Source organism: Aristophania vespae (assembly GCF_009906835.1).
Taxonomy (GTDB): Bacteria; Pseudomonadota; Alphaproteobacteria; order Acetobacterales; family Acetobacteraceae; genus Aristophania; species Aristophania vespae.
This window is the reverse complement of sequence record NZ_CP047652.1, coordinates 447,516-472,475: the sequence shown is the minus strand read 5'-3', so window position 1 is coordinate 472,475 and position 24,960 is coordinate 447,516. Positions and strand designations below refer to the sequence as shown.

At 43.4% G+C, this 24,960-nt stretch carries 20 protein-coding genes and 3 pseudogenes; 10 read left to right on the top strand and 13 right to left on the bottom strand.

Going from position 1 to position 24,960, the window contains the following annotated elements:
- Positions 1-20 precede the first annotated feature (20 nt).
- The 9 genes and pseudogenes from GT348_RS02115 to aat all read right to left on the bottom strand — a co-directional run bounded on the left by GT348_RS02115 (position 21) and on the right by aat (position 11,037).
- On the bottom strand, positions 21-731 hold the full coding sequence (locus GT348_RS02115; protein WP_160618309.1) for an ATP12 family protein: 711 nt from the start codon (positions 729-731) through the stop codon (positions 21-23).
- The gene (locus tag GT348_RS02110; RefSeq protein WP_160618308.1) at positions 731-3,043 is read right to left on the bottom strand and encodes an AsmA family protein; all 2,313 of its coding nucleotides are present in this window, start codon (positions 3,041-3,043) and stop codon (positions 731-733) included. Before GT348_RS02110 ends, GT348_RS02115 begins: the two co-directional genes overlap by 1 nt.
- On the bottom strand, positions 3,031-3,300 hold the full coding sequence (locus GT348_RS02105; RefSeq protein WP_160618307.1) for an AsmA family protein: 270 nt from the start codon (positions 3,298-3,300) through the stop codon (positions 3,031-3,033). Before GT348_RS02105 ends, GT348_RS02110 begins: the two co-directional genes overlap by 13 nt.
- Before the next feature lie 51 nt (positions 3,301-3,351).
- Positions 3,352-4,321 (bottom strand): annotated as a pseudogene (locus GT348_RS02100) (RluA family pseudouridine synthase).
- Positions 4,318-5,721, bottom strand: a complete 1,404-nt coding sequence (locus tag GT348_RS02095) for a replication-associated recombination protein A (protein ID WP_160618306.1) — start codon at positions 5,719-5,721, stop codon at positions 4,318-4,320. The pseudogene GT348_RS02100 and the gene GT348_RS02095 overlap by 4 nt, the downstream one beginning before the upstream one ends.
- Before the next feature lie 82 nt (positions 5,722-5,803).
- Positions 5,804-9,040, bottom strand: coding sequence for a YhdP family protein (locus GT348_RS02090; RefSeq protein ID WP_160618305.1), 3,237 nt, complete (start codon positions 9,038-9,040; stop codon positions 5,804-5,806).
- A gap of 16 nt (positions 9,041-9,056) precedes the next feature.
- On the bottom strand, positions 9,057-9,554 hold the full coding sequence (gene bcp, locus GT348_RS02085; protein ID WP_160618304.1) for a thioredoxin-dependent thiol peroxidase: 498 nt from the start codon (positions 9,552-9,554) through the stop codon (positions 9,057-9,059).
- Positions 9,551-10,378, bottom strand: a complete 828-nt coding sequence (locus GT348_RS02080) for a DUF4412 domain-containing protein (protein ID WP_236646553.1) — start codon at positions 10,376-10,378, stop codon at positions 9,551-9,553. Before GT348_RS02080 ends, bcp begins: the two co-directional genes overlap by 4 nt.
- Positions 10,375-11,037 carry a leucyl/phenylalanyl-tRNA--protein transferase gene (gene aat, locus GT348_RS02075; RefSeq protein ID WP_337251985.1) on the bottom strand — a complete coding sequence of 221 codons (663 nt, stop codon included), beginning with the start codon at positions 11,035-11,037 and terminating at the stop codon, positions 10,375-10,377. Before aat ends, GT348_RS02080 begins: the two co-directional genes overlap by 4 nt.
- 43 nt (positions 11,038-11,080) lie before the next feature.
- Between aat and GT348_RS02070 the strand changes: the two genes are divergently transcribed.
- Positions 11,081-11,263 (top strand): hypothetical protein, encoded by a 183-nt coding sequence (locus GT348_RS02070; RefSeq protein WP_160618303.1) that lies wholly within the window; start codon positions 11,081-11,083, stop codon positions 11,261-11,263.
- Positions 11,264-11,272: 9 nt separating this feature from the next.
- Here the strand turns inward: GT348_RS02070 and GT348_RS02065 are convergent.
- Both GT348_RS02065 and GT348_RS02060 read right to left on the bottom strand, forming a co-directional pair.
- A pseudogene (locus tag GT348_RS02065) lies at positions 11,273-12,105 on the bottom strand (EcsC family protein).
- Positions 12,106-12,153: 48 nt separating this feature from the next.
- The gene (locus GT348_RS02060) at positions 12,154-12,576 is read right to left on the bottom strand and encodes an EVE domain-containing protein (protein WP_160618302.1); all 423 of its coding nucleotides are present in this window, start codon (positions 12,574-12,576) and stop codon (positions 12,154-12,156) included.
- Between the two features lie 181 nt (positions 12,577-12,757).
- Here GT348_RS02060 and ccmC point away from each other — a divergent pair, with 181 nt between their 5' ends.
- The 9 genes and pseudogenes from ccmC to GT348_RS02020 all read left to right on the top strand — a co-directional run bounded on the left by ccmC (position 12,758) and on the right by GT348_RS02020 (position 21,326).
- Positions 12,758-13,438 carry a heme ABC transporter permease CcmC gene (gene ccmC, locus GT348_RS02055; protein ID WP_160619405.1) on the top strand — a complete coding sequence of 227 codons (681 nt, stop codon included), beginning with the start codon at positions 12,758-12,760 and terminating at the stop codon, positions 13,436-13,438.
- Between the two features lie 184 nt (positions 13,439-13,622).
- The gene (gene ccmE, locus GT348_RS02050) at positions 13,623-14,144 is read left to right on the top strand and encodes a cytochrome c maturation protein CcmE (protein ID WP_160619404.1); all 522 of its coding nucleotides are present in this window, start codon (positions 13,623-13,625) and stop codon (positions 14,142-14,144) included.
- Positions 14,144-16,131: pseudogene (locus GT348_RS02045) on the top strand (heme lyase CcmF/NrfE family subunit). Before ccmE ends, GT348_RS02045 begins: the two are co-directional and overlap by 1 nt.
- Positions 16,132-16,142: 11 nt before the next feature.
- Positions 16,143-16,715: a redoxin family protein gene (locus GT348_RS02040; RefSeq protein ID WP_160618301.1), complete on the top strand. Its 573-nt coding sequence runs from the start codon at positions 16,143-16,145 to the stop codon at positions 16,713-16,715.
- The gene (locus tag GT348_RS02035; RefSeq protein WP_160618300.1) at positions 16,715-17,167 is read left to right on the top strand and encodes a cytochrome c-type biogenesis protein; all 453 of its coding nucleotides are present in this window, start codon (positions 16,715-16,717) and stop codon (positions 17,165-17,167) included. The genes GT348_RS02040 and GT348_RS02035 overlap by 1 nt, the downstream gene beginning before the upstream one ends.
- A 4-nt stretch (positions 17,168-17,171) precedes the next feature.
- On the top strand, positions 17,172-17,912 hold the full coding sequence (ccmI, locus tag GT348_RS02030; protein ID WP_160618299.1) for a c-type cytochrome biogenesis protein CcmI: 741 nt from the start codon (positions 17,172-17,174) through the stop codon (positions 17,910-17,912).
- Positions 17,909-18,196, top strand: a complete 288-nt coding sequence (locus GT348_RS09315; RefSeq protein ID WP_236646552.1) for a zinc ribbon domain-containing protein — start codon at positions 17,909-17,911, stop codon at positions 18,194-18,196. The genes ccmI and GT348_RS09315 overlap by 4 nt, the downstream gene beginning before the upstream one ends.
- A 47-nt stretch (positions 18,197-18,243) precedes the next feature.
- The gene (locus GT348_RS02025; RefSeq protein ID WP_160618298.1) at positions 18,244-19,905 is read left to right on the top strand and encodes an NAD-dependent malic enzyme; all 1,662 of its coding nucleotides are present in this window, start codon (positions 18,244-18,246) and stop codon (positions 19,903-19,905) included.
- Positions 19,906-19,928: 23 nt separating this feature from the next.
- On the top strand, positions 19,929-21,326 hold the full coding sequence (locus GT348_RS02020) for a class II fumarate hydratase (RefSeq protein ID WP_160618297.1): 1,398 nt from the start codon (positions 19,929-19,931) through the stop codon (positions 21,324-21,326).
- 73 nt (positions 21,327-21,399) lie between these two features.
- Here the strand turns inward: GT348_RS02020 and GT348_RS02015 are convergent, their stop codons facing one another.
- Both GT348_RS02015 and purF read right to left on the bottom strand, forming a co-directional pair.
- Positions 21,400-22,896: a sugar porter family MFS transporter gene (locus tag GT348_RS02015; RefSeq protein WP_160618296.1), complete on the bottom strand. Its 1,497-nt coding sequence runs from the start codon at positions 22,894-22,896 to the stop codon at positions 21,400-21,402.
- A gap of 541 nt (positions 22,897-23,437) precedes the next feature.
- Positions 23,438-24,877 carry an amidophosphoribosyltransferase gene (gene purF / locus GT348_RS02010; protein WP_160618295.1) on the bottom strand — a complete coding sequence of 480 codons (1,440 nt, stop codon included), beginning with the start codon at positions 24,875-24,877 and terminating at the stop codon, positions 23,438-23,440.
- Positions 24,878-24,960 lie beyond the last annotated feature (83 nt).

Genomic DNA, 24,960 nt, shown 5'->3' with positions numbered 1-24,960 from the left:
AGTCATACCGGGGTTTTTTCTTATGAGACAGGGTCACTATGGAGCAATGACCAGTAACGGATAATATCAAAAAATTCCTGTTTTTTATGCTCTAAAGATTTGGCAAAAACCTCATCATGCCCCCAGTCGCGCAATTGCTGATATTCATCAGCATAGGCAAATAGAAAGCCTTCTTCTGGCAAAATAACATTATTGATCAAAGCAAAAGAAAGCCAAAAACTACTCATTAAGGGCGCTAAAAGCCTTAATATAACAAGTTGATCCGGCTCTAAATTTTCAATAAGGCATTGAAGAGCGACTTTGTAAGAGTCTTTATGCTCTAAAGGGCTTAAATCTTTTGCCTGAAGAGGTTCCAAATCACTCTTCATGCCTCTTATCCACTGATATAATTTTTGCGCCACACTCTCATCCTGCGCTTTGCTCGGATAAGAAAGGGCATCATCTAATCCAAAAGAAAAAAGAGATTTTTTTGTTTCGGAAAGATGTGGGACAATTTGTTCAATATGGCTCCCTGCAATACGCGTGAGAGGGATTTTATCGGGAGAAATAAACTCTCCCTCTTTTATAATATTCCATTCATCCACTAAAGCTTGTGCTAAAATTTTTGACCTAACAGCTAATATAGCTCCGCCCGTAAGCTTTACTGGCCGGTTATCGAGAGCGGGGCCATAAAGGCCTTCACTCTCTTTCAAAGTTACTTTTTTCCAGAATCTCTTAGGCAATGAGGACATTATAATTTTCCTCCAATATCCAAGCTTTTTAGAATATCTTTAATGTTACCTTTTTTGGGTTCTGATTGAGGCCCCAACGCTGGCACTTCATGGCCCGTATGAGCTTTTTTATAAGCATTTGAGCAAGGATCATTGTCAGACCCAGCCTTGCCTAGATCTAGCTGAAAATAACCTTCCTTATTACGTAAAGCTGTTATGCGTGGATGGCTCCAGGACCCTGTCACTTCCATAGAAGCCGAAACCTCACGATCAATAGCGTTTAAATGTGGGTTAATAACAAGGTCCAATGAGTTTTCGTTCAGATCGACCTTACCACGGCCTTGCATAGCATAATGTTTTGTTTGAAAGACGATACTATTAAAATCCGCAATACCATTCAGAAATTTCATACTACCTAAAGCACAATGGAGCTTTAGAGTTGGTTTTCCCAATGTCAATAAAGGTGCAGCTGGTCCAGCCAACGGAGCAAGAAAGGATTTTTTGATCTTTCCATCAATCAGAGAAATATCAACAGGACCTTTCAGAGAAGACATTATGCTTGGCCAGCTTTCCCCTTGTGCCTCAATATGACCATCAAGCCACATATTACCTTCAATAAAGCTTGGTTTATGGAAGCTTTCTAATAACAAGGAAGCCGGTAGAACAAATGATCCGGTGCTCACATGTAATAAAGGAGCCTCACTTGTATTATTGTAGGAAAAGCGTGCTCTAAGGGGCGTGTCACCAAATTGTGCCGAAATTGGATCAACTGTAATTTTATCCCCTCCCATGAGGGCATAAAAGGCTACATTGTCATAAATGAGCGGCCCCAGAGTGAAATGATCTGATTTTACATCAAGCAGACCATCCCATCCTTTTGATAGGTAACGCAAATTTTTAAAAAAGAGATTTTTATTCTGAGCCTGATTCATGTTCTTACGAACTGAATGAGACTTTTCTACTGTCTCTTTTGAAGCCTCGGATGAGGATAAAAAACTGTTACCGTCAATAGTTTTGAAGTGCAAATGCACATCATAACGAGGTTGCTTTAAAGAAAGCTGAGAAAGGGCAATCTCACCTTCACCCTCTAATTCACGGCTTTTGAATTTAATATTTTGAAGTGAAGCTGCTGCAAGCTGACCTTTAGCGGAAAGATCTTCAAGCTTTAAATCAGACTGTAAGGCAACATCGTGAAATGTCGTATCAGTCACTATATTATTAAGAAATTCGGGCAGGAGAGAGAGCTGTGGAAATTTAAAGGCTTTCCCTTCTCCATTAAAAGAAATTTGGCTTGTTCCTAGGCCAAGCACACCTTTGGCATGAAGCTGAAAATTGCCCTGACTGTTAACACCTTCTGAGACCTTATTTGGTGATGTCTGTTTTGATAGCAACGCCCGCTCTCTTAACTGCACATCAAGTGGAATTTGCGCTTCATCTTCACCATGCAGTAAAGACATAATTTGTGCAAAATCACCCAAATTAGCCAGCATTTGCCAGGATGATTTTCCTAGTTCCAGCGCCGCTTCTATTCTTAAAGGAACAGAAGAGCCCTCTGCCATGAACTCTATATCATGCGCCTTTAAAGCCGCATCAGGCAAATTAACTTCACCAAGTTTGAGTGCCACGGCAACAGGATTTAAATCATAGCCCATAAACTTCATATAGGTGCTATAAGGTAAAGCCTCTTGAGCTGCCTCACTAAATTTTAAGCTAATTTTACCGCTAATATTACGAACATCCCCAAAGTGCCTATCGGGGAAAAGCGCCTGCCAATCCTGCAAGTTATCAATGTGGCCCTGAAGGGTAAAAAGAGCCTTATCCAGACGAGGAAAGTCTCTCATTGTACCATCAATAGTTACATGATCATTTTTCTGATCTGGGCCAAAATTTAGCCCCACACTAAAGGCCCAGGGTCTTGTTGGTAATGAGGCAAAAATATCTTTTAAAGGACCAAGATGCCCGATAAGAGTAAAAGGAACATTATCCCGAGATGCCTTTAAGTTGATTGATGGACTAGCACTTGTCAGGGCTGCAAGATCAAGCCTTTCAATAAAGACACTGCCTTGAAGCTTTTCTGTTTTTATGTCGCCATTATCCCACTTTAGCTGCGTATTTTTAAGGCGCAATGAATCAAAAGAGACTTTCCAGGGCGTTGAATCTTTTGCTTTATCTTTAAGATCTGGTCCGTCAGAGATATTTGCATTTTTATAACCTGCAACATCAAACCAGCTTGAGCATTTTTGATTAGGCGAAGTAGAAAAATTAGCGTTTGCTCCTTCTGCCGTGAAATCCTGAAGAGCAATCTCACGATGAAAAAGTGCTAAGAAAGACATATCAGCATGAACCAATCGTGCTGTAACAAAAGCAGCACAATGGGGCGGGCCAAGCGCACATCTTCGGCATGAAATGACGGCCAGGGCAAAAGCTGAAAGGTGGCTTTTTCCATCGTTAAATTAAGCCCGGTCTGCTGTTTGACAGCCTGCACGACCTGCTTGCGGATCGTATCTTGATCAGCAAGGAAATGGGCTCCTACGCTTATGGCAATGAAAGCGAGCAATAAACCAAGCAAGCCACCTAAAAGCTTTTTCATCAAGCCTGACCTTCTTTTCTTAGCGTCTATTTATCTTGCACTTTAGCAAAATTAGCGTTTTCTCATTGGGTGCTCTGTGGTGCCCGCGACAAAACCTAATGCTTTAAAGCTTTCTGTCATATGTTGTGACAGAGGCGCCGTAACACGCAACGTTCCCCCCGCAGGATGAGGAAATTCTAGCTGGCGCGCATGTAAATGCAGTTTATTGATAAAGCCATCAGGATGAGCCGCCTTCCCACCATAACGAGGGTCTCCCAAAATAGGGGTTTTTAAACTTTCACAATGCACACGCAATTGATGAGTTCGTCCTGTTAAAGGAGAAAGTTTTAACCAGCTAAATTTACGCCCTGCACTATCAATAATTTCATATGAACTTTTGGCTGACATGGCATCTTCATCACCACGCTGTGCTGGCACAATAAGAGCGGCTCCCCTGCCCCAACTTTGGCAAGTGGCTGATCAATAATACCTTCAGATGGATTAGGACGCCCAACAACAATAGCCCAATAGGTTTTTTCAACATCACGTGTGCGAAAAGACGAGGCAAGCTTTGCCGCAACACCAGGAGTACGGGCCAAAAGAAGAACACCCGACGTATCGCGATCCAGTCTATGAACAAGCCTGGGCGATCACCCCCTTTTGGACGTAAAACCTCAATCATCTGATCAACATGCTCAGTGATACCAGGCCCCCCCTGAGTTGCCAGACCAGAAGGTTTATTAAGCACAATAAGCTGATCATCCTGATATAAAATCATGGACTCAACACGCTTTAGCAAAGCAGGGTCGGGCGGCGGTAGAGGCGCAGGCTGCTCCACATTAGGCATGGGAGGAATACGTACTTTTTGGCCGGCAATAAGGCGATGATTGGCCTGAACCCGCCCTCCATCAACACGTATTTGCCCTTTGCGGCACAATTTCTGCACAGCACCTTGAGTTATATGAGGGTAATGGCGACGAAACCAGCGATCTAGACGTAAATCCGTTTCATCTTCGGTAATAATGCGATTTTGAACTGTCATGTGTGGCGGGATGCCCGTTTTTGAGCCAAGATATCAAGGCGTTTCTGAATTCTCTCTTCGAAGCCACGATTAGTAGGACGATAAAGCGTTACACGCTCCATCCCATCAGGGAAATAATTTTGCCCCGAAAACGCATCTTCTTCATCGTGGTCATAAGCGTAATTTTTACCATAACCAAGATCTTTCATCAATTTCGTGGGGGCATTACGTATATGAGCCGGTGGAATAAGGCTTCCAGTCTGACGCGCTAACTGCCGTGCTGCCTTATATGCCACATATACAGCATTAGATTTGGAGGCCACAGCCAAATGCACCACAAGCTGAGCCAGGGCTAACTCTCCTTCTGGTGAGCCCAACCTTTCATAAGCCTGCGAGGCTGCCTGAGCGAGAGGAAGGGATGTGGGATCAGCCTCACCTACATCTTCAGCAGCAAAACGTACGAGACGGCGAGCAATATAACGGGGATCTTCTCCTCCTTCGAGCATTCTGGCAAACCAGTATAAAGCCGCGTCAGGATCACTCCCCCGCAAAGATTTATGCAAAGCTGAAATCAGGTTATAATGCTCTTCCCGGTCACGGTCATAGAGAACGGGACGACGAGACAAAATTGTTGCCAACTCGGCGGGACCAAAATCTGTAAGGTCACTACCCTGTTTCCGAGGACGTTGAGCAAGAACCTGTTCTGTCATATTCAGGAGATAGCGGCCATCTCCGTCAGCCATGGCGCAAAGCGAAACACGCGCTTCTGGTGTCAGGGGCAAAGGACGCCCTACTTCACGCTCTGCACGTTTTAAAAGCTCTTCAAGAGATACATGGTCAAGCCGGTTTAAAACAAGAACCTGACAACGCGAGAGAAGTGCCGCATTTAGTGAAAAAGAGGGATTTTCGGTCGTTGCCCCGACAAGAACAATAGTGCCTCTTTCTACAAAAGGGAGGAAACTATCTTGTTGAGCACGATTAAAGCGGTGAATTTCATCAACAAATAAAAGCGTTCCTCTTCCTGTTGCTTCCAAACGGCGATCAGCCTCATCAAAGGCTTTGCGCAACTCAGATACATTTGAAAAAACTGCTGATATTTGCGCAAAAAACAAATCTGCCTTACTGGCTAATAAACGCGCTATTGTTGTTTTACCACATCCTGGACCGCCCCATAAAATAAGGCTGGGAAGGCTACCGCTTTCAAGCATACGGCTTAAAGTGCCATCTGGACCTAAAAGATGCTCCTGTCCGCTCACATCTTCTAATTTTTGTGGTCTTAAGCGGTCTGCCAAAGGTTGAGTACGGGGGACATTATGCCTGTTATGAGGCATCTTTTCAGCAGTTGTGCTACGCCCTGGCGTTTTTATATCGCCTTTAGGAGCTGAAGGAGAGCCAAAAAGATCAGGAACAATATGCGACATTCATTGCCTCTGGATGTGACTGCTCCCTCTAAAGTCTTGTAGTGATTTAGACTTTCTAAATCACAAGATTGGAAAGATAACTTTAAGGAGCGGGCGAATAGATAGAAAAGGGATTTACGTCAATATGCGGATTAGCCAGAGTTCCGTCAATTTTATAAGTTAATGCTGTCAAACTCAGTTTCTTTTTCAGCTTAGTGATCGCTTCTTCTTTGTGTAATTTACGAGAAGGTTCTTTAAAGGAAAAGAAAGGAGAAATTGTTCCTTTCATTTTAAGAATTTGCGTTTTCAAATTCATAACACCTCTGAACCACCCCCCTAAAGCATTATTTCCCAATTGCCCATTGTGAAAAATAAGGCGTTTATCATCTACTCTTAAAGTGGCAGATGCATCTACATTTTCAAATCGATTTCGCCCTAACTGCCCCCATTTCGTTGGAGAAAAAAACGTTGCTAATTTTAAAATAGCAGGAGGGTTCAAAATAGCGATATTGCGTAATTGCATTTTACCGTAAAAAGGCCCCAAACCTAAACCAAAGGCATTTTCTTCCTGCTGATTTTTAAAATACCCATTAAGCTGAAACCTCCCCCCTTCAAGCTGCTTTGTCAGATTCAATTTAGAGAGAAGTCCCCCTACATTACTGCTACTGAAGGTAAAGCGTTTTTTAAGCGGGTCTGTAGAGCTATCTTCCAGGACCACCCCAAGCTTATAGGGCCTTGCTAAAGAAATATGTGCTTCTCGCAAACTCTGTTCTGCCCAATGTGCACCAGCTAAAAAATTAGAAAAAAACTGATCCTGATCGTAAAAGATTTTTTTGGCTGTTACAGCTACTGCCCAATTCCCTGTTGGAAGGGATATTGGATTTAAGAGCGCCTTTTGGGGAATCTCATCTTTTTTCTTTGAATTTGTTGCAGGCTTTTTGGCTAGCCAGGGCGATATATCCAAAACATCACCTTTAAAGAAAACCTTATAATCTTTTTCCTTTTGATTGTTTATAGGCCACCCTAAAGTTAAGCTACCTTTATTTCTCCCAATAAGAAGGGGAGTGACAGTTAACCCGGTTATATCGCCATTATTCAAGACAGCTTGCCCTTTTATTTTTAAAGCAGGGCCATTGCCATTTAAATGATCAATAGAAGTAAGCATGCCATCCAACCATTGAGCATGCCCCGTTATGTGCGCTGGAGCGCCCGCGCTCTTTTGCCAGAAAGGCGCTTTGAAATTAACGTGAGTTAAGTCAAGTGAGAGTGATAAGTCACTTTGAGCTTTCTTAGATACTGTCTGCATTTGGTCATAATGTGCCTGTGCTAAAATTTTACCGCTCATCATATGAGGAGGTAAATTTATACCTAGCTGAGCTAATTGCTCTGGTTTGACAGTGGCCTGTACCTTTAATGCCCGGTCAATTTCACCAGGCGGTTTTTTCGCAAATGATTCTTTGACAGATAAAGAGAGCGGAATATGTCTTACTACGCTTTGAAGCTCTGCTGTAAGCTCAGAGCTTGTGACACGAAAAAAACCCTGACCTTGTTCTAACGCCCCAATAACTGGGTTGTAAAATCCAACCTGGTCAAATTTTGCTTTCACATCAAAGCCAATATCTGACATCAAAACACGACTATCAAGCGGCAAGGTCAAACCCAAATCACCCTCAAGCAAGCCTTTAACATTCCTTAAAGGAATATTATAACGCGATAAGAGCTTCAGCCTGGGATGAGAGAGAACTTCTAAAAAACCTGGTAATTCCCCCTTTAAATTAAGGCGGATATCCCCATTTTGATCCCGCTTTGAGAGACCAGTCAGTAAGATGCGACCTGTGGGAACATTAATCGTTCCTTTTCCTGTAATGAGTTTCCCGTGTTTTAAATCGATTTGAAGCGCATCAGCAGATAAAAAATGAGCATGAGCTTTAATATGTCTTACAGGCGGTAAGGGTTTTAACCAATGAACAGTAAGGTCATGACCCCATAAACCGCCTTCCAAACCCGTTGCGTCAATATCACTCCACCCATGACGACTTTCCAAAGTGACTTTAAGTTTAAATTTTTCAGCCAAACCAGAAGTCATGTTTGCTGAAATCCAGCGCCTTCCACCTTCTACTAGATTAACAGGCCATATAGATGCCAGATGTGCAAAATCGAGTTTGGGAACAGCAAGAGCAAGAGTGATTTTTATATTTTTGGGTGTAAAAAGATCATCTGACTTCATCTCTCCATTAAGAAAAAAATCCGCATTTTGATGATTGTCATCACGTAATGTCAGATGGCCTTGTGGAATTTGCAGCTTTACTCTCTGCGATAATGGAGCAGATAAATCATTCTGCCCTATGATTTTAAAATTCCCATGAGAAACCATAAGAGGCGCATTATGATCTTGCCTTAAGCTCCCCTCTCCAAGTTTGAGCTGAACTGTAAAATTACTCCAACGGCCCATTCTATCTTTACGGACAAAATGCCCCCGACTTTCCAGGGCAATTGGAAGATTAACATATGATATGTTTTGCAAAGATGGTGGAAGCCATAAAGCATAATCGCTAGGCATAAAGAAAGATGAACGCGCTATCCATTGCGTGAGATCTGAACCAGCAGATTTTAAAAGAAGTGAAAGAGCAATATTTTTGTGATTTTGCTGAATTTCTAAAGCAGCATCACCCTGCCAACCAGTTTGAGACTCATAAGACAGATTTAACTTAGAAATTTGTAGCTGTATTTTTTTCGTTTCATCCCCACCTTTTTTCAGCCTCACAGTAAAATTTTGCAAAATGAGACTGTGAAAAAAAGCGAGATCAATCTTTTTCTTATTTGAAGGTAAGGCTTTACCTTGTGTTGCGTTATCTCTCTTTCCCAAATCCAACGTGATAGCTGCATGAGGATCCTGCTTAAGAGAAATATGTCCCCCTATAAGCTGGCCCTGCGTAGGACTGAAAGTTCCTTTTATGAGATCCCGTAACTTAAAGATAATTTGTGCGTCATGAATATAGTCGAAATCATGACCCTTTGCTGAAGATAACTTTAATCCCTGAGCATGAATTTTTAGGGCCGATAGAGAAAAATGCTTCTCACTAAGCCACTGGAGCGAAATATAGTCCCAGTAAAGAGCAACATGATTTTTATCTTGTTTAGAGCCAGAAACTACAAAAGGCCTCCAGTGACTAACAAAAGGTGTGATATTAAGAGGCCCTTGCCCAAGGCGCCATATTAGAAAAGCCACACCTAAAAGCGCCACTAAAAAAGGGGGCACTAAAAGGCAAATAGTCCAGCGTATCCCCCGCCCCCACCATGATTGTGCCTGTGAGGGACGGAGATACTGTAAAAAATTCATTCTAATGAAACGTTTTTTATGAAGAAAGCTGTGCTAAGGAGGTTTTGGTCCACTCCACCTGCTCAGCAGGACGAATTTTACGTTTTAGCGCTGAAATAAAACCCTTTTCATCGATAAGAAAAGAGCTTCTCTCAATACCCATAAAAAAGCGGCCATAAAGTGTTTTGGAAACCCACACGCCATAGGATTCAGCCAGGGCATGATCTTCATCTGATAAAAGCGTGAAATTGAGTTTTTCTTTTTCACTAAAACGACTCAATTTTTTTAGAGGATCAGGACTAATGCCAAAAACAGGAAGCTCCAAACCTTGAGGGATCCTCAAATCAGGTAATGCGTCACGCAGGGCACAGGCCTGAGTAGTACAACCAGACGTCAGTGCCTTGGGATAAAAATAAATCAGATAAGGCTTGCCTAAAAGAGCTGAGCTTTCAATTTTGACTTCACCCTCAGGGCCAATACCTGCCAGCGTAAAAGAGGGAGCTTTATCACCAATTTTTAGAGTTGAAACTGTCATTTATTTAATCCCGGTTGATCAGCGTGCGACACACTGCCATCATTTGCTGAATCATTAGCGACATGGGGTTGGGTCGTGTCTGGAATATTCCCTTCGGGATTGACGGGCACTATTTCAGCCCCTGGAGCCTCAGCAGCACTTTTAGCGTGTGGCACACTCATTTCCGGCACAGGATTTTCAGATCCTTTTTCCCTTCTTAATTTCGGCTCAAGTTTATTAAAGTCAGCAGGAGGCTGAAAAGCTGAGGCCGGGATATCACGATATTCAACATTTATCGCTTCTAACTGGCCTGTAATCCCGTCTGCATCGACCCCTTTTTCAGACAGGATAACACCATCATCTGTAACACAAGCCTGAGCTTTTCCTTCTTCACTCTCAATAGCCCAGTTTTGGCAGGGATAGCCCGAGACGCGTGTCCGGTCGCCGGCTTTATAATGCATATTCAAATCGAGTAAAAAAGGATTGCGCAGCCCATGCAAAGGCATAAGTTGAGCATAAGTCTTGTTAGTCATATTCACAATCGTAACCTTCTGAGAAGGACGATCAAGCAAAGTCGCTATTTGATGATTCTGGTGGTCAATACGCAACCGATCCCCTGAAGCAGCAAAAGATACTTTAACTTCGCTCATTCTTGCTGCTTCTTGAGGATCATCTCCTGCCCTAAAGCGATAAGTTACTATAACATCGCGTGTAGGAGAAAGCCTCGGATGGTCAGTTAAGGCACCAGCAAAAGCCGAGCCAATAAAAACGGAAGCAGTTACCATAAATAAGGATGCAGTAGCTGAGCCACGCCATAATAATTTTTTATTAAAATAATTTATCACACTGCACCTTTCGATTGGTTCCGTAATTCTAAAATGGGCCTTTTCAAAGCCTTTAAACTTATATCCTCAGGCCATGTCGCTTCAATCTCTAAAGCCTGTCTCAATAATGAATGATAGCTGGACCTATCAATTTCAATACATCCCATTGTCGCTAAATGAGGTGTAACAAATTGCGTATCGAGCAAGCGATACCCCCCCTCACGCAAAGCTGCAATGAGGTGAATAAGAGCAATTTTAGACGTATCACGTTCAAAAGAGACCATACTTTCGCCAAAGAAGGCCCCACCAAGTGCTACACCATAAAGCCCACCAACAAAATCACCCTTTTCATTAAGAACTTCTACAGAATGAGCATAACCAAGCTCATGCAAAGCACAATAGAGAGAGTCTATTTTTGGACTGATCCATGTTTCATCACGCCCTTCACGCCTAAGAGCACAAGCCTTAATAACGTCTTTAAAATTCCGATTTGTAAAAACGTTATAACGCCCTGTTAAAACAGTTTTTAAAAGACGGCGCGGAATATGTGGCTTAAAAAGCGGAATAACGCCTCTTTTCTCCGCTTCATACCAGTCCAGCTCATCACTATCGTGAGAAGGCGCCATAGGGAATAACCCCTGAGCATAGGCCTGTAAAACTACTTCTGGCGTAATAATCATGATCGCGTTATTCTAAAAAAGCCTTTTTACGGGAAAGCAAAACATGCCACAAACTTATATTTATGTGATCGCCTTTTTAATTACGGCGCTTGTAAAATTCTTTTTCCCACAGCTTTCACGTTTGCTTACCGTCATAGAATATATGTGGCTGGCTTGTATCGTGCTGTTTGGCCTTTTGGAATTTTACCTCAATTATAAATATGGGAAAAATGCAGGCCAAATCTGAGCTGGCATTCTACTCATTTTTACTCTCACCCTGATAGGTTTGCGCTGCCTCACGGACTGAAGTCCCATATGTGCGCTCTAACCGCCTAATGGTAAAATGAGCCCGAGCCATAGCACGGTAATGAGCTAAAAAGGCTGTATTGAGAGACGCCCCACATAAAGCACCAGCTACAGGCACCATTTGAGCTGCAAATTTACGCGATAATCCAATTCCATAATGTCCTGCCACTTCCGCCATTAATAAAACCAGAGGTTGCCCCTCATTAATGAGCGTGCGGCAAAAAAACCAAGTTCTTTCTCACCATTATCTTCAGACTTCTTATCTTGAGAAAGATGCTGAAGTGCAAAAACTTCCAGGCAAGCCCGACGCGTTTCTTCATCTTTTAAATCTTCGCCATTCTCACGGGCAATAATGGCAATTTCACGCATAATTGTCAGTGTCGTAAAACCGACATCGGGCGCTAAGCTGAAAATTCCGCCAAACCCTCCCATGGCTCCAGAAACAGCGACAGCAGCTTGCGCCATTGTATCTCTCATAGATGAGCGTTGGCGCTCTCCACTATGTCTCATGCCTAAAATGGCAATATTGAAAGCTTGCGTTAAAGATAGTTCTGCAAGTTTTTGTATTTTTTCCTGCAATCCAGGCACTAATGACAAACCCTGAAAGCCAAGCTTTGTGGCCTGCCCCACAGCACCACCCATAAGATCGGCCAAGCGAACGAGTGCACCCCGCCCTTGTTCGACCTCGGACAAGACTGAATGAAGCTGATTTATGGCTTCCGTATCGAGAGGACGAAAGTTAAGTGTGGTACTGGGAAGTTGTGATTTATCCTGAGCAACCATAAATTGACCTCCGTTTTCTCTCTTTTTAAGAAGTTCTTATAAGTCTATTTAGAACTTTTTCTGCCATTTCCCAAGTTTGGTAAGATAATCAAAATCTTTTTTGGCCACTGGTGCCACAGATAAACGTGACTGCTTTAATAAAGCCAGCTCCGAGAGACATTCATCTGCTTTGATCTGTGCCAGACTTATGGGTTCATTAAAAGCACCCCTCGCCTGCACATCAACACATACCCATCTTTCATCATCACTCGTTGGATCAGGATAGGCCTCTCTTACGACTTCCACTACCCCCACAATGGATTTTTCAGTCACAGAATGGTAAAAAAGCGCTAAATCGCCTTTTTTCATGGATGATAAATTATTCCGTGCCTGGTAATTCCGAACCCCAGTCCAGGGCTCAATATTATTTTTAACCTGCTCTTCCCATGAAAAAGATGAAGGCTCAGATTTAATAAGCCAATAATGCTGCATACACGCCCCTCTTAACCAGACCTATCGCATCTGTGAACATTATCAAAAGTTTGTTGCTTTTCACTTTAGAGAAGTTCGCTTAAAGGTGTAAGCACGTTTTAGAAAAGAGCTAAAAGATCCCGTGACAACATCTTCTTCTTTGTTTCACCGCTTTGCAAACCCTGGTGCTTTCTACAGGGTTATGCGCCCCTGTCTCGGCTATCTGGCAGGATTGGGACTAACACTTCTTGCTGTAGGCTTATGTAACGCCCTCTTTTTCTCCCCCGCTGACTGGCAACAAGGTGAAAATGTGCGCATTATGTATATACATGTCCCTATGGCATGGCTCGGTTCAGCTTGTTATGCGGCTCTAGCTGTTTGTGGCATACTCTCATTAGTTTGGCGTCATCCTATTGCCGATTTAGCCGCTATTGAAATTGGCCCTATCGGGGCGTGTGCAACAGCCTTATGCCTTTTAACAGGCTCTTTTTGGGGCAAACCAAGCTGGGGAGCATGGTGGGTATGGGATGCCCGCCTAACCTCTATGCTTGTCCTTTTTTTCCTTTATCTTGGCCATATCACACTTATACGTGCTTTCGATGACCCTGTGAGAGGGCAAAAAGCTGCGGCAATTCTGGCTATTATCGGTATTATTGACCTACCCATCATCAAATTTAGCGTTCAATGGTGGAATACACTCCACCAGCCAGCCAGCCTTACACTAACCAAAGCCCCTACAATGGCGATGACAATTTTAGTTCCACTCTTATTATGTGCTTTGGGATTTACCCTATGCACAGCCGCCCTGATTGGAGGACGGCTTTGTGCTCGCATTAATGAGCGCCGTTTTAACAGATTACTCACCCAGGAAGAGACTTTATGAACAATCCTGGAACATGGCTCCATATTTGGGGTTACGTTGTTGCAAGTTATGTCATTGTAATATCCTTTAGCGCTTATTGGGGTATAAGCACGTTCCTACGCTTTAGAAAGTCGGTCAAACGACTAAAGGATGTGGAGCAAATAACCTCTCAAGAGGAGCTATAATTATGGCTCCTTCCAAAACGTTGTCACGAAAAATGAAACGCTTATGGATCGTGATTATTTGTGTGATCTGCTTGGCAGCGGCAGCTTTTTTAATGTTACGCGCCTTTTCAAGCTCCATCATGTTTTTCATGGCTCCATCACAAGTTAGGGAACACCCTCCTTCTCTAACAAAACATTTTCGCTTAGGTGGAATGGTCGTTGCAGGATCATTTCAAACAAAAACTTCAGACCATCATCCCATTGCCATATTTGACGTTACTGATGGCCAGGCGGCCGTAACGGTGCATTATAGCGGCATTTTGCCTGACCTTTTCCGAGAAGGACAAAGCGTCGTAGCCTTGGGCCATATGGATAAAGACGGTTATTTTCTAGCTGATACTGTTCTTGCCAAGCATGATGAAACTTATATGCCCAAAGAAGTGGCTGATGCATTGAAAAAAAGCGGTAAATGGGACCCGCGCTTTGGCCCTCCACCCGATGCCGCAAGCTGGGACAAAATGACAGCCTCAAAAGCCGCTCAGACTCATCAGGATAATCCCTAATGCTTACTTTATTAGGCCCAGAAGAAGGGTTATATGCCCTTTGCCTAGGCACTATTATAGCTATATGGCAGTGTGTTCTTCCTTTATGGGGGTTACGCACTCATCGCACAAAACTGGTTATTTTGGCGCCTTTTTTAGCCATTGCCCAAACTATTGCCCTAAGCTTTTCATTTATTTGCCTGATTATTGCCTCTGTAGGAGATGATTTCTCCGTCCGTAACATTGCAGAAAATTCTGCTATAAATAAGCCTCTTCTTTATAAGATTACCGGCGTCTGGGGTAATCATGAAGGATCAATCTTATTATGGATCCTTATCCTTGGATTTTGTGGCTTTGCCGTAGCTCTTTCAGGCTGGCGTAAAGCGCGCTTGCCTTTGGCGCTGCGTGCACGTGTATTAGCTATTCTCGGTGCTATTTCTGGTGGGTTTGGACTATTTTGTATCTTAACCTCCAACCCCTTTGAACGCCTCTATCCTGTGCCTGTTGATGGCCAGGGAATGAACCCCCTTTTGCAAGATCCTGGTTTAGCGTTTCATCCTCCCATTCTCTATACGGGCTATGTCGGGTTTGCAGTGCCTTTCGCCTTTGCTGTCGCAGCTTTAATGGAAGGGCGAGTTGATGCGCTATGGGGCCGTTGGGTCCGAAACTGGACTGTTGCCGCATGGGCTTTTCTCACCTGTGGTATTACCCTTGGTTCCTGGTGGTCTTATTACGTTCTTGGCTGGGGTGGATATTGGTTTTGGGATCCTGTTGAGAATGCTTCTCTTATTCCATGGTTAAGTGGCACTGCTCTTCTTCATTCAGCCATTGTTGTAGAGAAAAGAGAATCTCTTAAAATCTGGACCATTTTATTAGCATTAGCGTGTTTTTCTTTTTCACTTTCCGGTACTTTTCTAGTCCGTTCGGGAATTTTAAACTCTGTTCATGCTTTTGCTAACGACCCTGCTCGTGGTGTTTTTATCCTGTCTTTATTAGGCATTATTACAGGAGGAAGCCTCGTCCTGTTCGCATGGAAAGCACCATCTTTGCTCACAGAGGGTGGCATTTTTGCGCCTTTTTCGCGAGAGGGTGCTTTATTACTTAACAATATTTTGCTCACAGCTCTTTGTGCCGTAGTGCTTACAGGCACGATGTACCCCCCTTTTATGCAGCTTCTTTTTGGAGACACTCTGTCAGTCGGAAAGCCGTTTTTTGACGCAACAACAATCCCTCTTACTTTGCCTCTTCTAGCTGTCATGGGGATAGGAACAGCCTTATCCTGGAAAAGAGCAAAACTTACGTCTCTGAAAAAACGACTAACCTTTCCTCTTATATTAGCTCTCTTTAGCGGTCTGGTTTCACTTCTCTGGGTCTCAAGCCTTTTGGCCTGTATCTCCATAGCACTGGCAATATGGGTCATTTCTGCTTCACTAAGTGATTTCTGGTTCAGATGTCGCGCTATCACCTCACTTCGCAAACTTCCCCGCTCTTTCATTGGAACGCTTCTGGCTCATTGTGGCGTGGGTATTACGATTTTAGGGTTATGTGGTATGTCCGCTGCCCAGCAAACTGTCATAGAAACACCTATTGGAGCTCATTACGCTTTGGCAGGCTATGACTGGCAACTTCAAAATGTGCATCATATAAAAGGTGAAAATTATACAGCCCTTAGAGCTGATATTATTGTGCAGAAAAATGGTCGTAAAATCGCTATTTTACATCCTGAAAAACGCTATTTTTCTCGACAAAATCAAAGCACGATGAATGTCGCCATCCGGACCAATTTCATGCGTGATCTTTACGCTGTATTGGGTGATTTTCATAAAGATGGTACAGAAACAAGCTATATTCTCCGTCTTCACGTAAACCCACTTGCCCCTGGATTTGGCTCGGTGGCATTTTAATAGCCATTGGTGGCTTTATTTCCTTAACTGACCGTCGCTTTCATAAAGGTGCTTCTCTTTCTGCTCAGGCCAGAAGAGAGAAAAAATCCTCTCACGTCTTTTAGGAGCTGACTTTATGGCTGTAACACGCCGCCACCTCCTCACAGCTCTCCCTATTGCAGGTTCTGCCGCTTTAGGGTTTGGCTTTTGGGAAATGCTCAAAGGAATGAAATCTGGTTCCTTTGATCCACACGCCGTCAGTACGCCTCTTTTGGGAAAGGATATTCCTAAATTTCAGGCACTTGATGGTCTGGCTAACCTTAGAGAAGGTTTTTCTTCAGATATATTGCAGTCTCAAACCCAGCCTATATTAGTTAATTTCATGGCGTCGTGGTGTGTGCCCTGCGTGCTTGAAATGCCTTTTTTGAAAAAAATCTCATCCCAGATCATCATTTGGGGGGTCGTTTATAAAGATAAGGCCGAACGCGCTGCCGCTTTTATCCAGCGCAATGGAGATCCCTATCAACGTATAGGACAGGACCCGTCTGGGCTGACAGCCATTAATTGGGGGGTTACCGGTGTGCCAGAAAGTTTCCTTATTCTTCCAGGAGGAAAAATTGCCTGGCATGGTTCAGCCGCTTTGGATGAGAAAATATTTCAGGAAAATATACACCCTTTTTTGGGTCGTACTTATTCAGACCATAAATAATGAAACCTTTTTTAATCGCCCTATTCATTTTTCTTTTCCCTATAACAGCAATAGCTCTTGATTCCCCTCATGAGCAGCTAGACAATCCATTATTGGAAAAACGAGCAGAAGCCTTAGGCCAACAGCTAAGATGCCTAGTGTGCCAAAATGAAAGCATAGAAGATAGCAGTGCTCCCCTGGCACGCGATTTACGCCATATTGTGCGCGAGCAAATTCAGCAAGGTCGCTCAGATGATGAAATCATGCAGTGGATGACACAACGTTATGGTGACTTTATCCTCCTAAAGCCACTCTTTAAGCTTAGTACTGCTTTACTTTGGTTCATGCCTTTATTAGCTCTTATCATCGGTTCTCTATCAGCATGGCGCTTTTGGCACCGCCCCAGAACAAAGTTACAAGCGCTTACTCCACAAGAAAAAGAGCAGCTTGAGCGATTATTGAAAAAGGAGTGACCTCATGTCTTTCCTATTAGGCATATTTCTAGTCACGATCATTGTACTGCTTCCGCTTGGATTAAGCCTGTGGCAACGTTCAGTTTCTACAAAAGAGACGTATGACAGTACTGCCGATCTTTATAAAGAACAGCTTGATACGTTAAAAAAAGACCTGGATTCAAAGCTTATTGATAAAGATCAGTATGATAATACGCGCCTGGAGCTTCATCGCCGTTTGCTAAATAGCTCTGTTCCCCCTCCTCCTCTGCAAGTAAGCGAGGGGAAAAGCCAAAAATTAATTCTGATCAGTACTGTTGTTCTTACACCTATTTTGGCCATTTGGCTTTATATGGAAAAAGGCTTTCCTACATTTTCACCACAAAAACCGGCTCAAGAATTATCACAGAAAAATTTGAGTCCTCAGCTTTCTGAAATAAGACAGTTAGGTGCACAGGCAGCTCATCTTTCCCCTATGGATCGGCGCTATGGCCCAATACATAAACGTTTGGGAGACCTAAAAGCAGAATTAGGTTTAGCAGAAGCTGCCATAGAAGAATGGAAACTAGCTCTAAAAGGAAACTTCACACCTGAATTAGCTCTGCAAATTGCAGAGTCAGAAACACGGCAGGCAGGTCATGTCACAGCTGAAGCTCTCAATCTTTATCACCGGGCTCTAGAGGCTGCGCCTGATAATGCGCCCTGGCGCCTTGCTGTAGAAGCCCGCATTGCGACAGGTGAGCATGATAAGGATCAAAAACAATGAACACACCCCTTAACACGGGTATAGCCCTCTGCCCAATTTGCCATAAGCCATTAAAAAGCTCAGCCCAGCACTGCCCTCATTGTGGGGCTATAAAGCAGTTTGGACCTGCTCTTTTAGAAACCGCACTTTTTTCCTTAGTCGGAATGGTTGTGTTTCCCGCCCTGTCTACCCTTTTCATACCATTATCACTATGGAGCATTCTTATTGCTTTCATTGGATTAGGGGCAGGTTTTATATTTGCACAATTCCGCTTCACCACAGAAAGGTGGGTCAAGGCTAAATAAGCCTTCCCACTCAACTTTATATCTTCATATGATGGAAGGTCTCATCCATGTCTTCCCCACTCACCGTGTCACTTACCGGGCAGGCTCTGTTAGACTCACCTTTTTTCAATAAAGGCCTTGCCTTTACAAAACAGGAAAGAGACATATTTCACCTCAATGGCTTACTCCCTTCTTCAGAGCATGATTTAGAGATTCAGGTTTCAAACGCTTATGAGTCCATTATGCGCCAGGAAGGTAATTTAAACCGTCACGTCACTTTAAGAGCACTTCAAGACGAAAACGAAACTGTCTTTTATGCTTTATTAGACAAATATCTTATAGAGATGATGCCCCTCGTTTATACGCCAGGGGTTGGAGAAGCATGCCTTAACTTCTCCAAAATCTATCAACGACCTCGCGGGCTTTATATTACGGCTGAGCATAAAGGTCGGATCAGCCAAATTCTGGCATCACCTGACTATGACAATATCCGTATGGTTATTGTCACAGATGGTGAGCGTATTTTAGGCCTAGGTGATTTGGGCGCTAATGGTATGGGTATACCTATTGGTAAGCTCTCACTTTATACAGCATGTAGCGGCCTTAATCCTTCTTACATGCTCCCTGTCACGCTTGATGTTGGGACAGAAAATGAGGCCCTCTTAAATGACCCTCATTATATTGGCCTAAAGCAACGCAGATTACGAGGCAAAGCCTATGATGAATTTATAGATGAATTTGTAAAAGCTGTTCAAAAAAGATGGCCTAACAGTCTTTTACACTGGGAAGATTTTGCAGGCCGTAATGCTGCTCCCTTATTGCAACGCTATCGCGATCAAATCTTAAGCTTTAATGATGATATTCAGGGTACTGCCTCTATCGCCAATGCTGCTATTTTAGCAGGAATTGCTAAAAAGAAAGAAACCCTTTCACAACAGCGCATTGTTATTATAGGTGGTGGCTCGGCAGGATGTGGGATTGCTTACCAGTTACTACAAGCTTGTATAGCTGAAGGATTAAGCCAAAAAGAGGCTCTTAATCTCTTTTATATCTTTGACCGACCAGGCCTTTTACTCCAGGGAATGGATGACCTTACAGAAGCGCAGCAGCTTTTTGCTCGCCCTGACGCTCTCACTGATGGGGGCAATACAGATCTTACAAAAGCCATAAACCAGATCCGCCCCACAATTCTGATTGGCGTATCAGGACAAGCAGGACTTTTCACAAAAGACATGATTACGAGCATGGCTCATTATTGTGAAAACCCTCTTATTTTCCCTCTTTCCAACCCAACAAGCCATATTGAGGCCAGACCAGAAGATATTTTGGCCTGGACTAAAGGAAAAGCCATTATCGGCACAGGCAGCCCATTTCTACCAATCGAATTTGATGGCAAAATAATCAAGATCGACCAAACGAATAACGCTTATATTTTTCCAGGATTAGGCTTGGGAGCGCTTGCCTGTCAGGCGCAAAAAATAAGTGACAATATGCTTATGGCAGCGGCCAAAGCTGTTGTCTCTTGTTCCGCTTCTCAGGAACATGACGGATTATTACCCCCTCTAAGCGCTATAAAAGATGTGGCTCATAAAGTAGCACGCTTTGTTGCTTTACAGGCAAAAGAAGAAGGGCTGTGCCCTGACTTTGATGAAACCAGCTTAGAAGAAAATATCGCATCCCTAAGCTGGGAGCCAGTCTATCGGCCTTATCACTTTGCACCCAAAGCTTAATTATTTTTGAAAGAACTTTTTCTATGTCATTCCGCATTGAAACTGATGGACTAGGCGAAATTCAAGTCCCCAAAAATGTTTTATGGGGAGCACAGACGCAGCGCTCTCTTCATTATTTCAGCATTGGGCGTGAACTCATTCCCCATGAAATGATTGAAGCCTATGCTATTTTGAAACGTTCATGTGCCCTTGCTAACGCCTCATCAGGCCGGCTTTCACAGGAAAAATGTGACCTTATTGTTCGCATTTGTGACGAGATCATCAAAGGTCAGCATGACCAAATGTTTCCGCTACATGTTTGGATGACCGGCTCGGGAACGCAATTTAACATGAATGTTAATGAGGTGATTGCCAACAGAGCTAGCCAAATAACAGGCCAACCTCTGGGCAGCAAAAAGCCGCTTCATCCCAATGATGATGTCAATATGGCGCAATCAACTAACGATAATTTTCCAAGTGCGATGTATATTGCCAGTGCTCTGGCTGTGCACCGTAAATTACTGCCAGCCTTAGACCGCTTTGAAAACTCTATTGAGCAAAAATCACAAGAATGGTCAGACATCGTCAAGGTAGGACGCACTCATCTTCAGGACGCTGTCCCTATCACACTAGGTCAAGAATGGCATGGCTATGTGGGCATGCTAAAAGACAATAAGGAGCGCCTGCAACAGGCTCTTCGAGGCATATTTGCGCTTGCCTTAGGTGGTACGGCTCTTGGAACTGGCGTTAATACTGAAGCGGGCTATGCCGAAAAAGCATGCCAGGAAATCGCGCATTATACGAAATTAGATTTTCATAGCGGTAACAATAAATTTGCTCTTCAGGGCGCACATGATGGTCTTGTCCATCTTTCGGGATGTTTGCGCACGCTGGCAGGCAGTCTTTTTAAAATCGCTAATGACATACGTTTACTCGCCTGTGGCCCCAGAGCCGGGTTAGGAGAGCTTACACTCCCCACCAATGAACCTGGCTCTTCTATCATGCCTGGTAAAATTAACCCTACTCAGGCCGAAGCCCTTACAATGCTATGCCTTCAAGTCATGAGTAATGATGTTGCTGTTGGTATGGGAGGAGCCGGTGGCATGTTAGATATGAATGCCTACAAACCCCTCATAATCCAAAATATCATGCAAAGCCTGACGCTTTTACATGATGGTATGGAAAATTTTCGGAAATTTCTTATTGAGGGAACCACAGCCAACAAAGACCACATAAAACAGGCTTTGGATCATTCTCTTGTTTTAGTAACAGCCCTTTCTCCCATCATTGGATATGATAAGGCTTCGCAAGTTGCTCATCATGCAGTGGAACACGGTTTAAGCCCACGTGAAGCAGCCCTTGAGCTTGGTTTTATAGATGGCGCCACCTATGACAAAGTCGCCGATCCGCGCCTTATGTTAAAGCCTAATATTAAACGTTAAATAACAAAAAGCCTTCCAGGAACTATCTCTCCTGGAAGGCCATTACGTGATTTAGGAATAAAAAATCCCTAAATTATGAGCTTTGATCGGCAATACGGGTCCGCCCTTTTTTTGGACGGAAAGTTCCTTTTAGCAAAGCTGTCTCAATATCCTCTAAGGTTGCTCCTGCCGTTTCGGGCACGAAGAAATAGACAAAGATAATTGAAAGCAGATTTACCCCAGCATAGAACCACATTGTTCCACCAAGAGTAATAAGATGAACAAGTGACAGGGCCGTAGCTGTCACTAAAAGATCACTTCCCCATAATACCATTGCATGCAAAGACGTTGCTTGCCCCCGCATGGAAAGAGGAAATAATTCCGCTCCCAAAAGCCAGCCTATAACCTGAATGCTCCCTGCATTAAAGAGCATAAAGAGAAGCATGAAAATAATGACTAAATAAGAGCCGGTACTACCTTGTGCTGGATGAATCAAGAACATGATACCCAACCCAATTAGTGATAATACAGAGCCGGGCCCCATAATGAGAACGAGGCGGCGGCGACCAATTTTATCGACAAAGAGGCACCCTAAAGCTGTCATCGTCAGATAGACAATACCAATGCCAAGCCCAGCCATTAAGGCTGACGAATCACCAAAGCCCGCATCTCTTAAAAAGGTTGGAGCATAGTAAATCATCATTTCCAGCCCACCACATTGCGTGAAAAACGCAACACCTAAGGCAGCTATCAGAGCAGGACGCACCCAGGGCTGAGCCAGACCACGCCAACCCTGATTTTTCTCTTCAGCATTTTCGATGTTTTCTCTAATTTGAGCGAGCTCTTTTTTGACCTCTTTTGGATTGTCACGCAGGCTCTTCAGAATAGGCACAGCTTTTTTAATACTGATATTTTCAGCCACCCATCTGAAACTTTTTGGCATAAAGAACATTACCAAAAATACGAAAACAGCTGGTGCTACACTAATGGCTATCATTCCGCGCCAGCCTAGTGCTTCTTGCGATGTAAGGCCAACGATATTGGCCAGAAGAATACCAACGCCAATTGAGACATTAAAAAAGAGCGCCAACGTACCACGCTTAGCCGCAGGGGCAAGCTCTGAAATATACATCGGTACAACCTGAGAAGAGCCCCCTACCGCCAAGCCCAAGAAAATTCTGGCTATGATAAGAGTATAAACATCAGGTGAAAGCGCACACCATGTCGCCCCAAGAACAAAAACCCCGGATACTAAAATAATTGTGGCTCTTCTACCGTGTTTTTCTGAGAAATAGCCTGCAATAAAAGCCCCGAGAACGGCCCCTAATAAGATAGCCGAAGTGACGAGTTCTTGTAAAACATGGTTAAGGTGGAAGTCTTTTGTAATTAATAAAAGAGCTCCTGAAATAATCCCTGTATCGTAACCATATAGACCGCCACAGCTACCAGCAATAAAAGCTGCAATAATCAAAGTCCATTTTGCATTTAAAGGCAAAGACTGTTCATTTGATTGTGGCGAGGTCGTTTTCTCTGCACTTTGTACGGTCGGGTTTTCAGGAGGGGGGCCAGCCGGCAAGTCAGAGTTTGTCATATGTTCCTATCCAGTTGTAAGTCATGAAAGGATATCTTTCCTTATTGGCTCTCAGAAACGAGCTTAAAGGTAAAATGGCTTTAATTTTCTTAAGAAAGTACCATTCGATAAGACATTTTCTCCCACTACAATTTCAAAGAAGTTCTTTTAGCCAGAGCACTACAAATTTTAAGTCGTAAATAAGGACTTCAGAGCACTTAACGGCTAAACAGGGTTAAGCCTGACCTTATTGTCAGACAGCCCTAACTTCTCACAAAAAGATGAAACCTTAAAAACACTTACGAATGCGCTTAAACCTGTAAGCAAGCTCAAACAAACTTTACAAAAGTAAGTAGGCTTCAATAGAGATTATTATTTATATATTACATTTTATTCATAAGCAACAGTACACAAAATGTTTACCAAAATAAACTAATTATTAAAGTTAATTCTCAAATAAATTATTTTGTATAATTCTTATATTTATTACCACAATTAAATAAAGCCATTTCTATTATTTTAGAAATGGCTTTATAGAACTTTATAGTTTCAAAAAACTTTTTTACTGAACCAGCTTCCCTTCTTTATCTACCAGAGATATTGGGTAGTCTCCACTAAAGCAGGCGTCACAAAAGCGATGTTGAGCTTCATCACGGCTTTTATAATCGAGAGCCCGATAAAGCCCGTCAAAACTAATAAAAGCCAGGCTATCAACACCGATAGCGTTTTTCATCTCTTCAATCGTATGAGTTGCTGCAAGAAGTTTGTTTTCATCGGGCGTATCAATGCCGTAAAAACAAGGATGTTTTGTTGGAGGTGACGTGATGCGCATGTGAACTTCGGTTGCACCTGCCGCCCTTACCATATCAACAATCTTGCGCGATGTTGTTCCTCTCACAATGGAATCATCAACCAATATTACCCTTTTACCTTCCAAAATGGCACGATTAGCTGAGTGCTTCATCTTAACACCCAGATGGCGAATTTGATCGGTAGGCTCAATAAAGGTACGCCCAATATAATGATTTCGGATAATCCCTAATTCAAAGGGAATATTACTTTCCTTGGCATAGCCAATTGCTGAGGGCACACCTGAATCAGGCACAGGAACAATGACATCTGCTTCGACCGCACTTTCACGTGCTAGTTCTGCACCAATGAGTGTGCGGCTGTCATAGACAGATTTTCCCTCTAACACTGAGTCAGGGCGGGCAAAATAAATATATTCAAAAACGCAAAAGCGATGGCCCAAATCACCAAATGGCCTGATTGACTCTAGACCTTTATTATTGATGATGACCATCTCGCCAGGTTCAATGTCACGCACATATTGCGCCCCAATGATGTCTAACGCACAAGTTTCACTTGCAAGAACCCAGCCGCCATTATTTTCTTCATGCCCTGGCATTCTTCCCAGAACAAGCGGCCGCACACCAAGAGGGTCGCGCATGCCAATCAGGCCATTATCTGGCATTAAGGCAATAAGAGAATAAGCCCCCTTAACCTGCTTAGCTGCATCAATCAGGCGGTCAACGATACTGCTATAGAGCGAGATCGCTATTAAATGAACAAAAACCTCGGTGTCTGTGGTTGACTGAAAAATACAGCCACGCCCCACTAAAGCCCTACGTAATGTTGCCGCATTGGTTAAATTACCATTATGAGCAACAGCCAGTCCTCCAAAGGCATAATCTGCATAAAAAGGCTGCACATTACGCAAATGCATCCCCCCTGTTGTTGCATAACGATTATGCCCGATAGCGGCCTGGCCAGGTAAACTGGCTATTACAGCACTATCGGCAAAAACCTCTCCAACAAGGCCAAGCCCTCTATGTTGATGGAATTCCTTTCCGTCAAAACTAACAATACCCGCAGATTCCTGACCTCTATGTTGGAGCGCATGAAGCCCCAAAGCTGTGAGAGCGGCAGCTTCTGGGACACCCCAGATGCCAAACACACCACATTCCTCATGAGGCCGGTTCGAGGATTCAAGCAAAGTCATAAAGGCACAACCTATTGGGACATTTCCCGTAATAATGACAAACAAAATGTAGCAATGAGCGAACTCTCACAAACTACACCCCT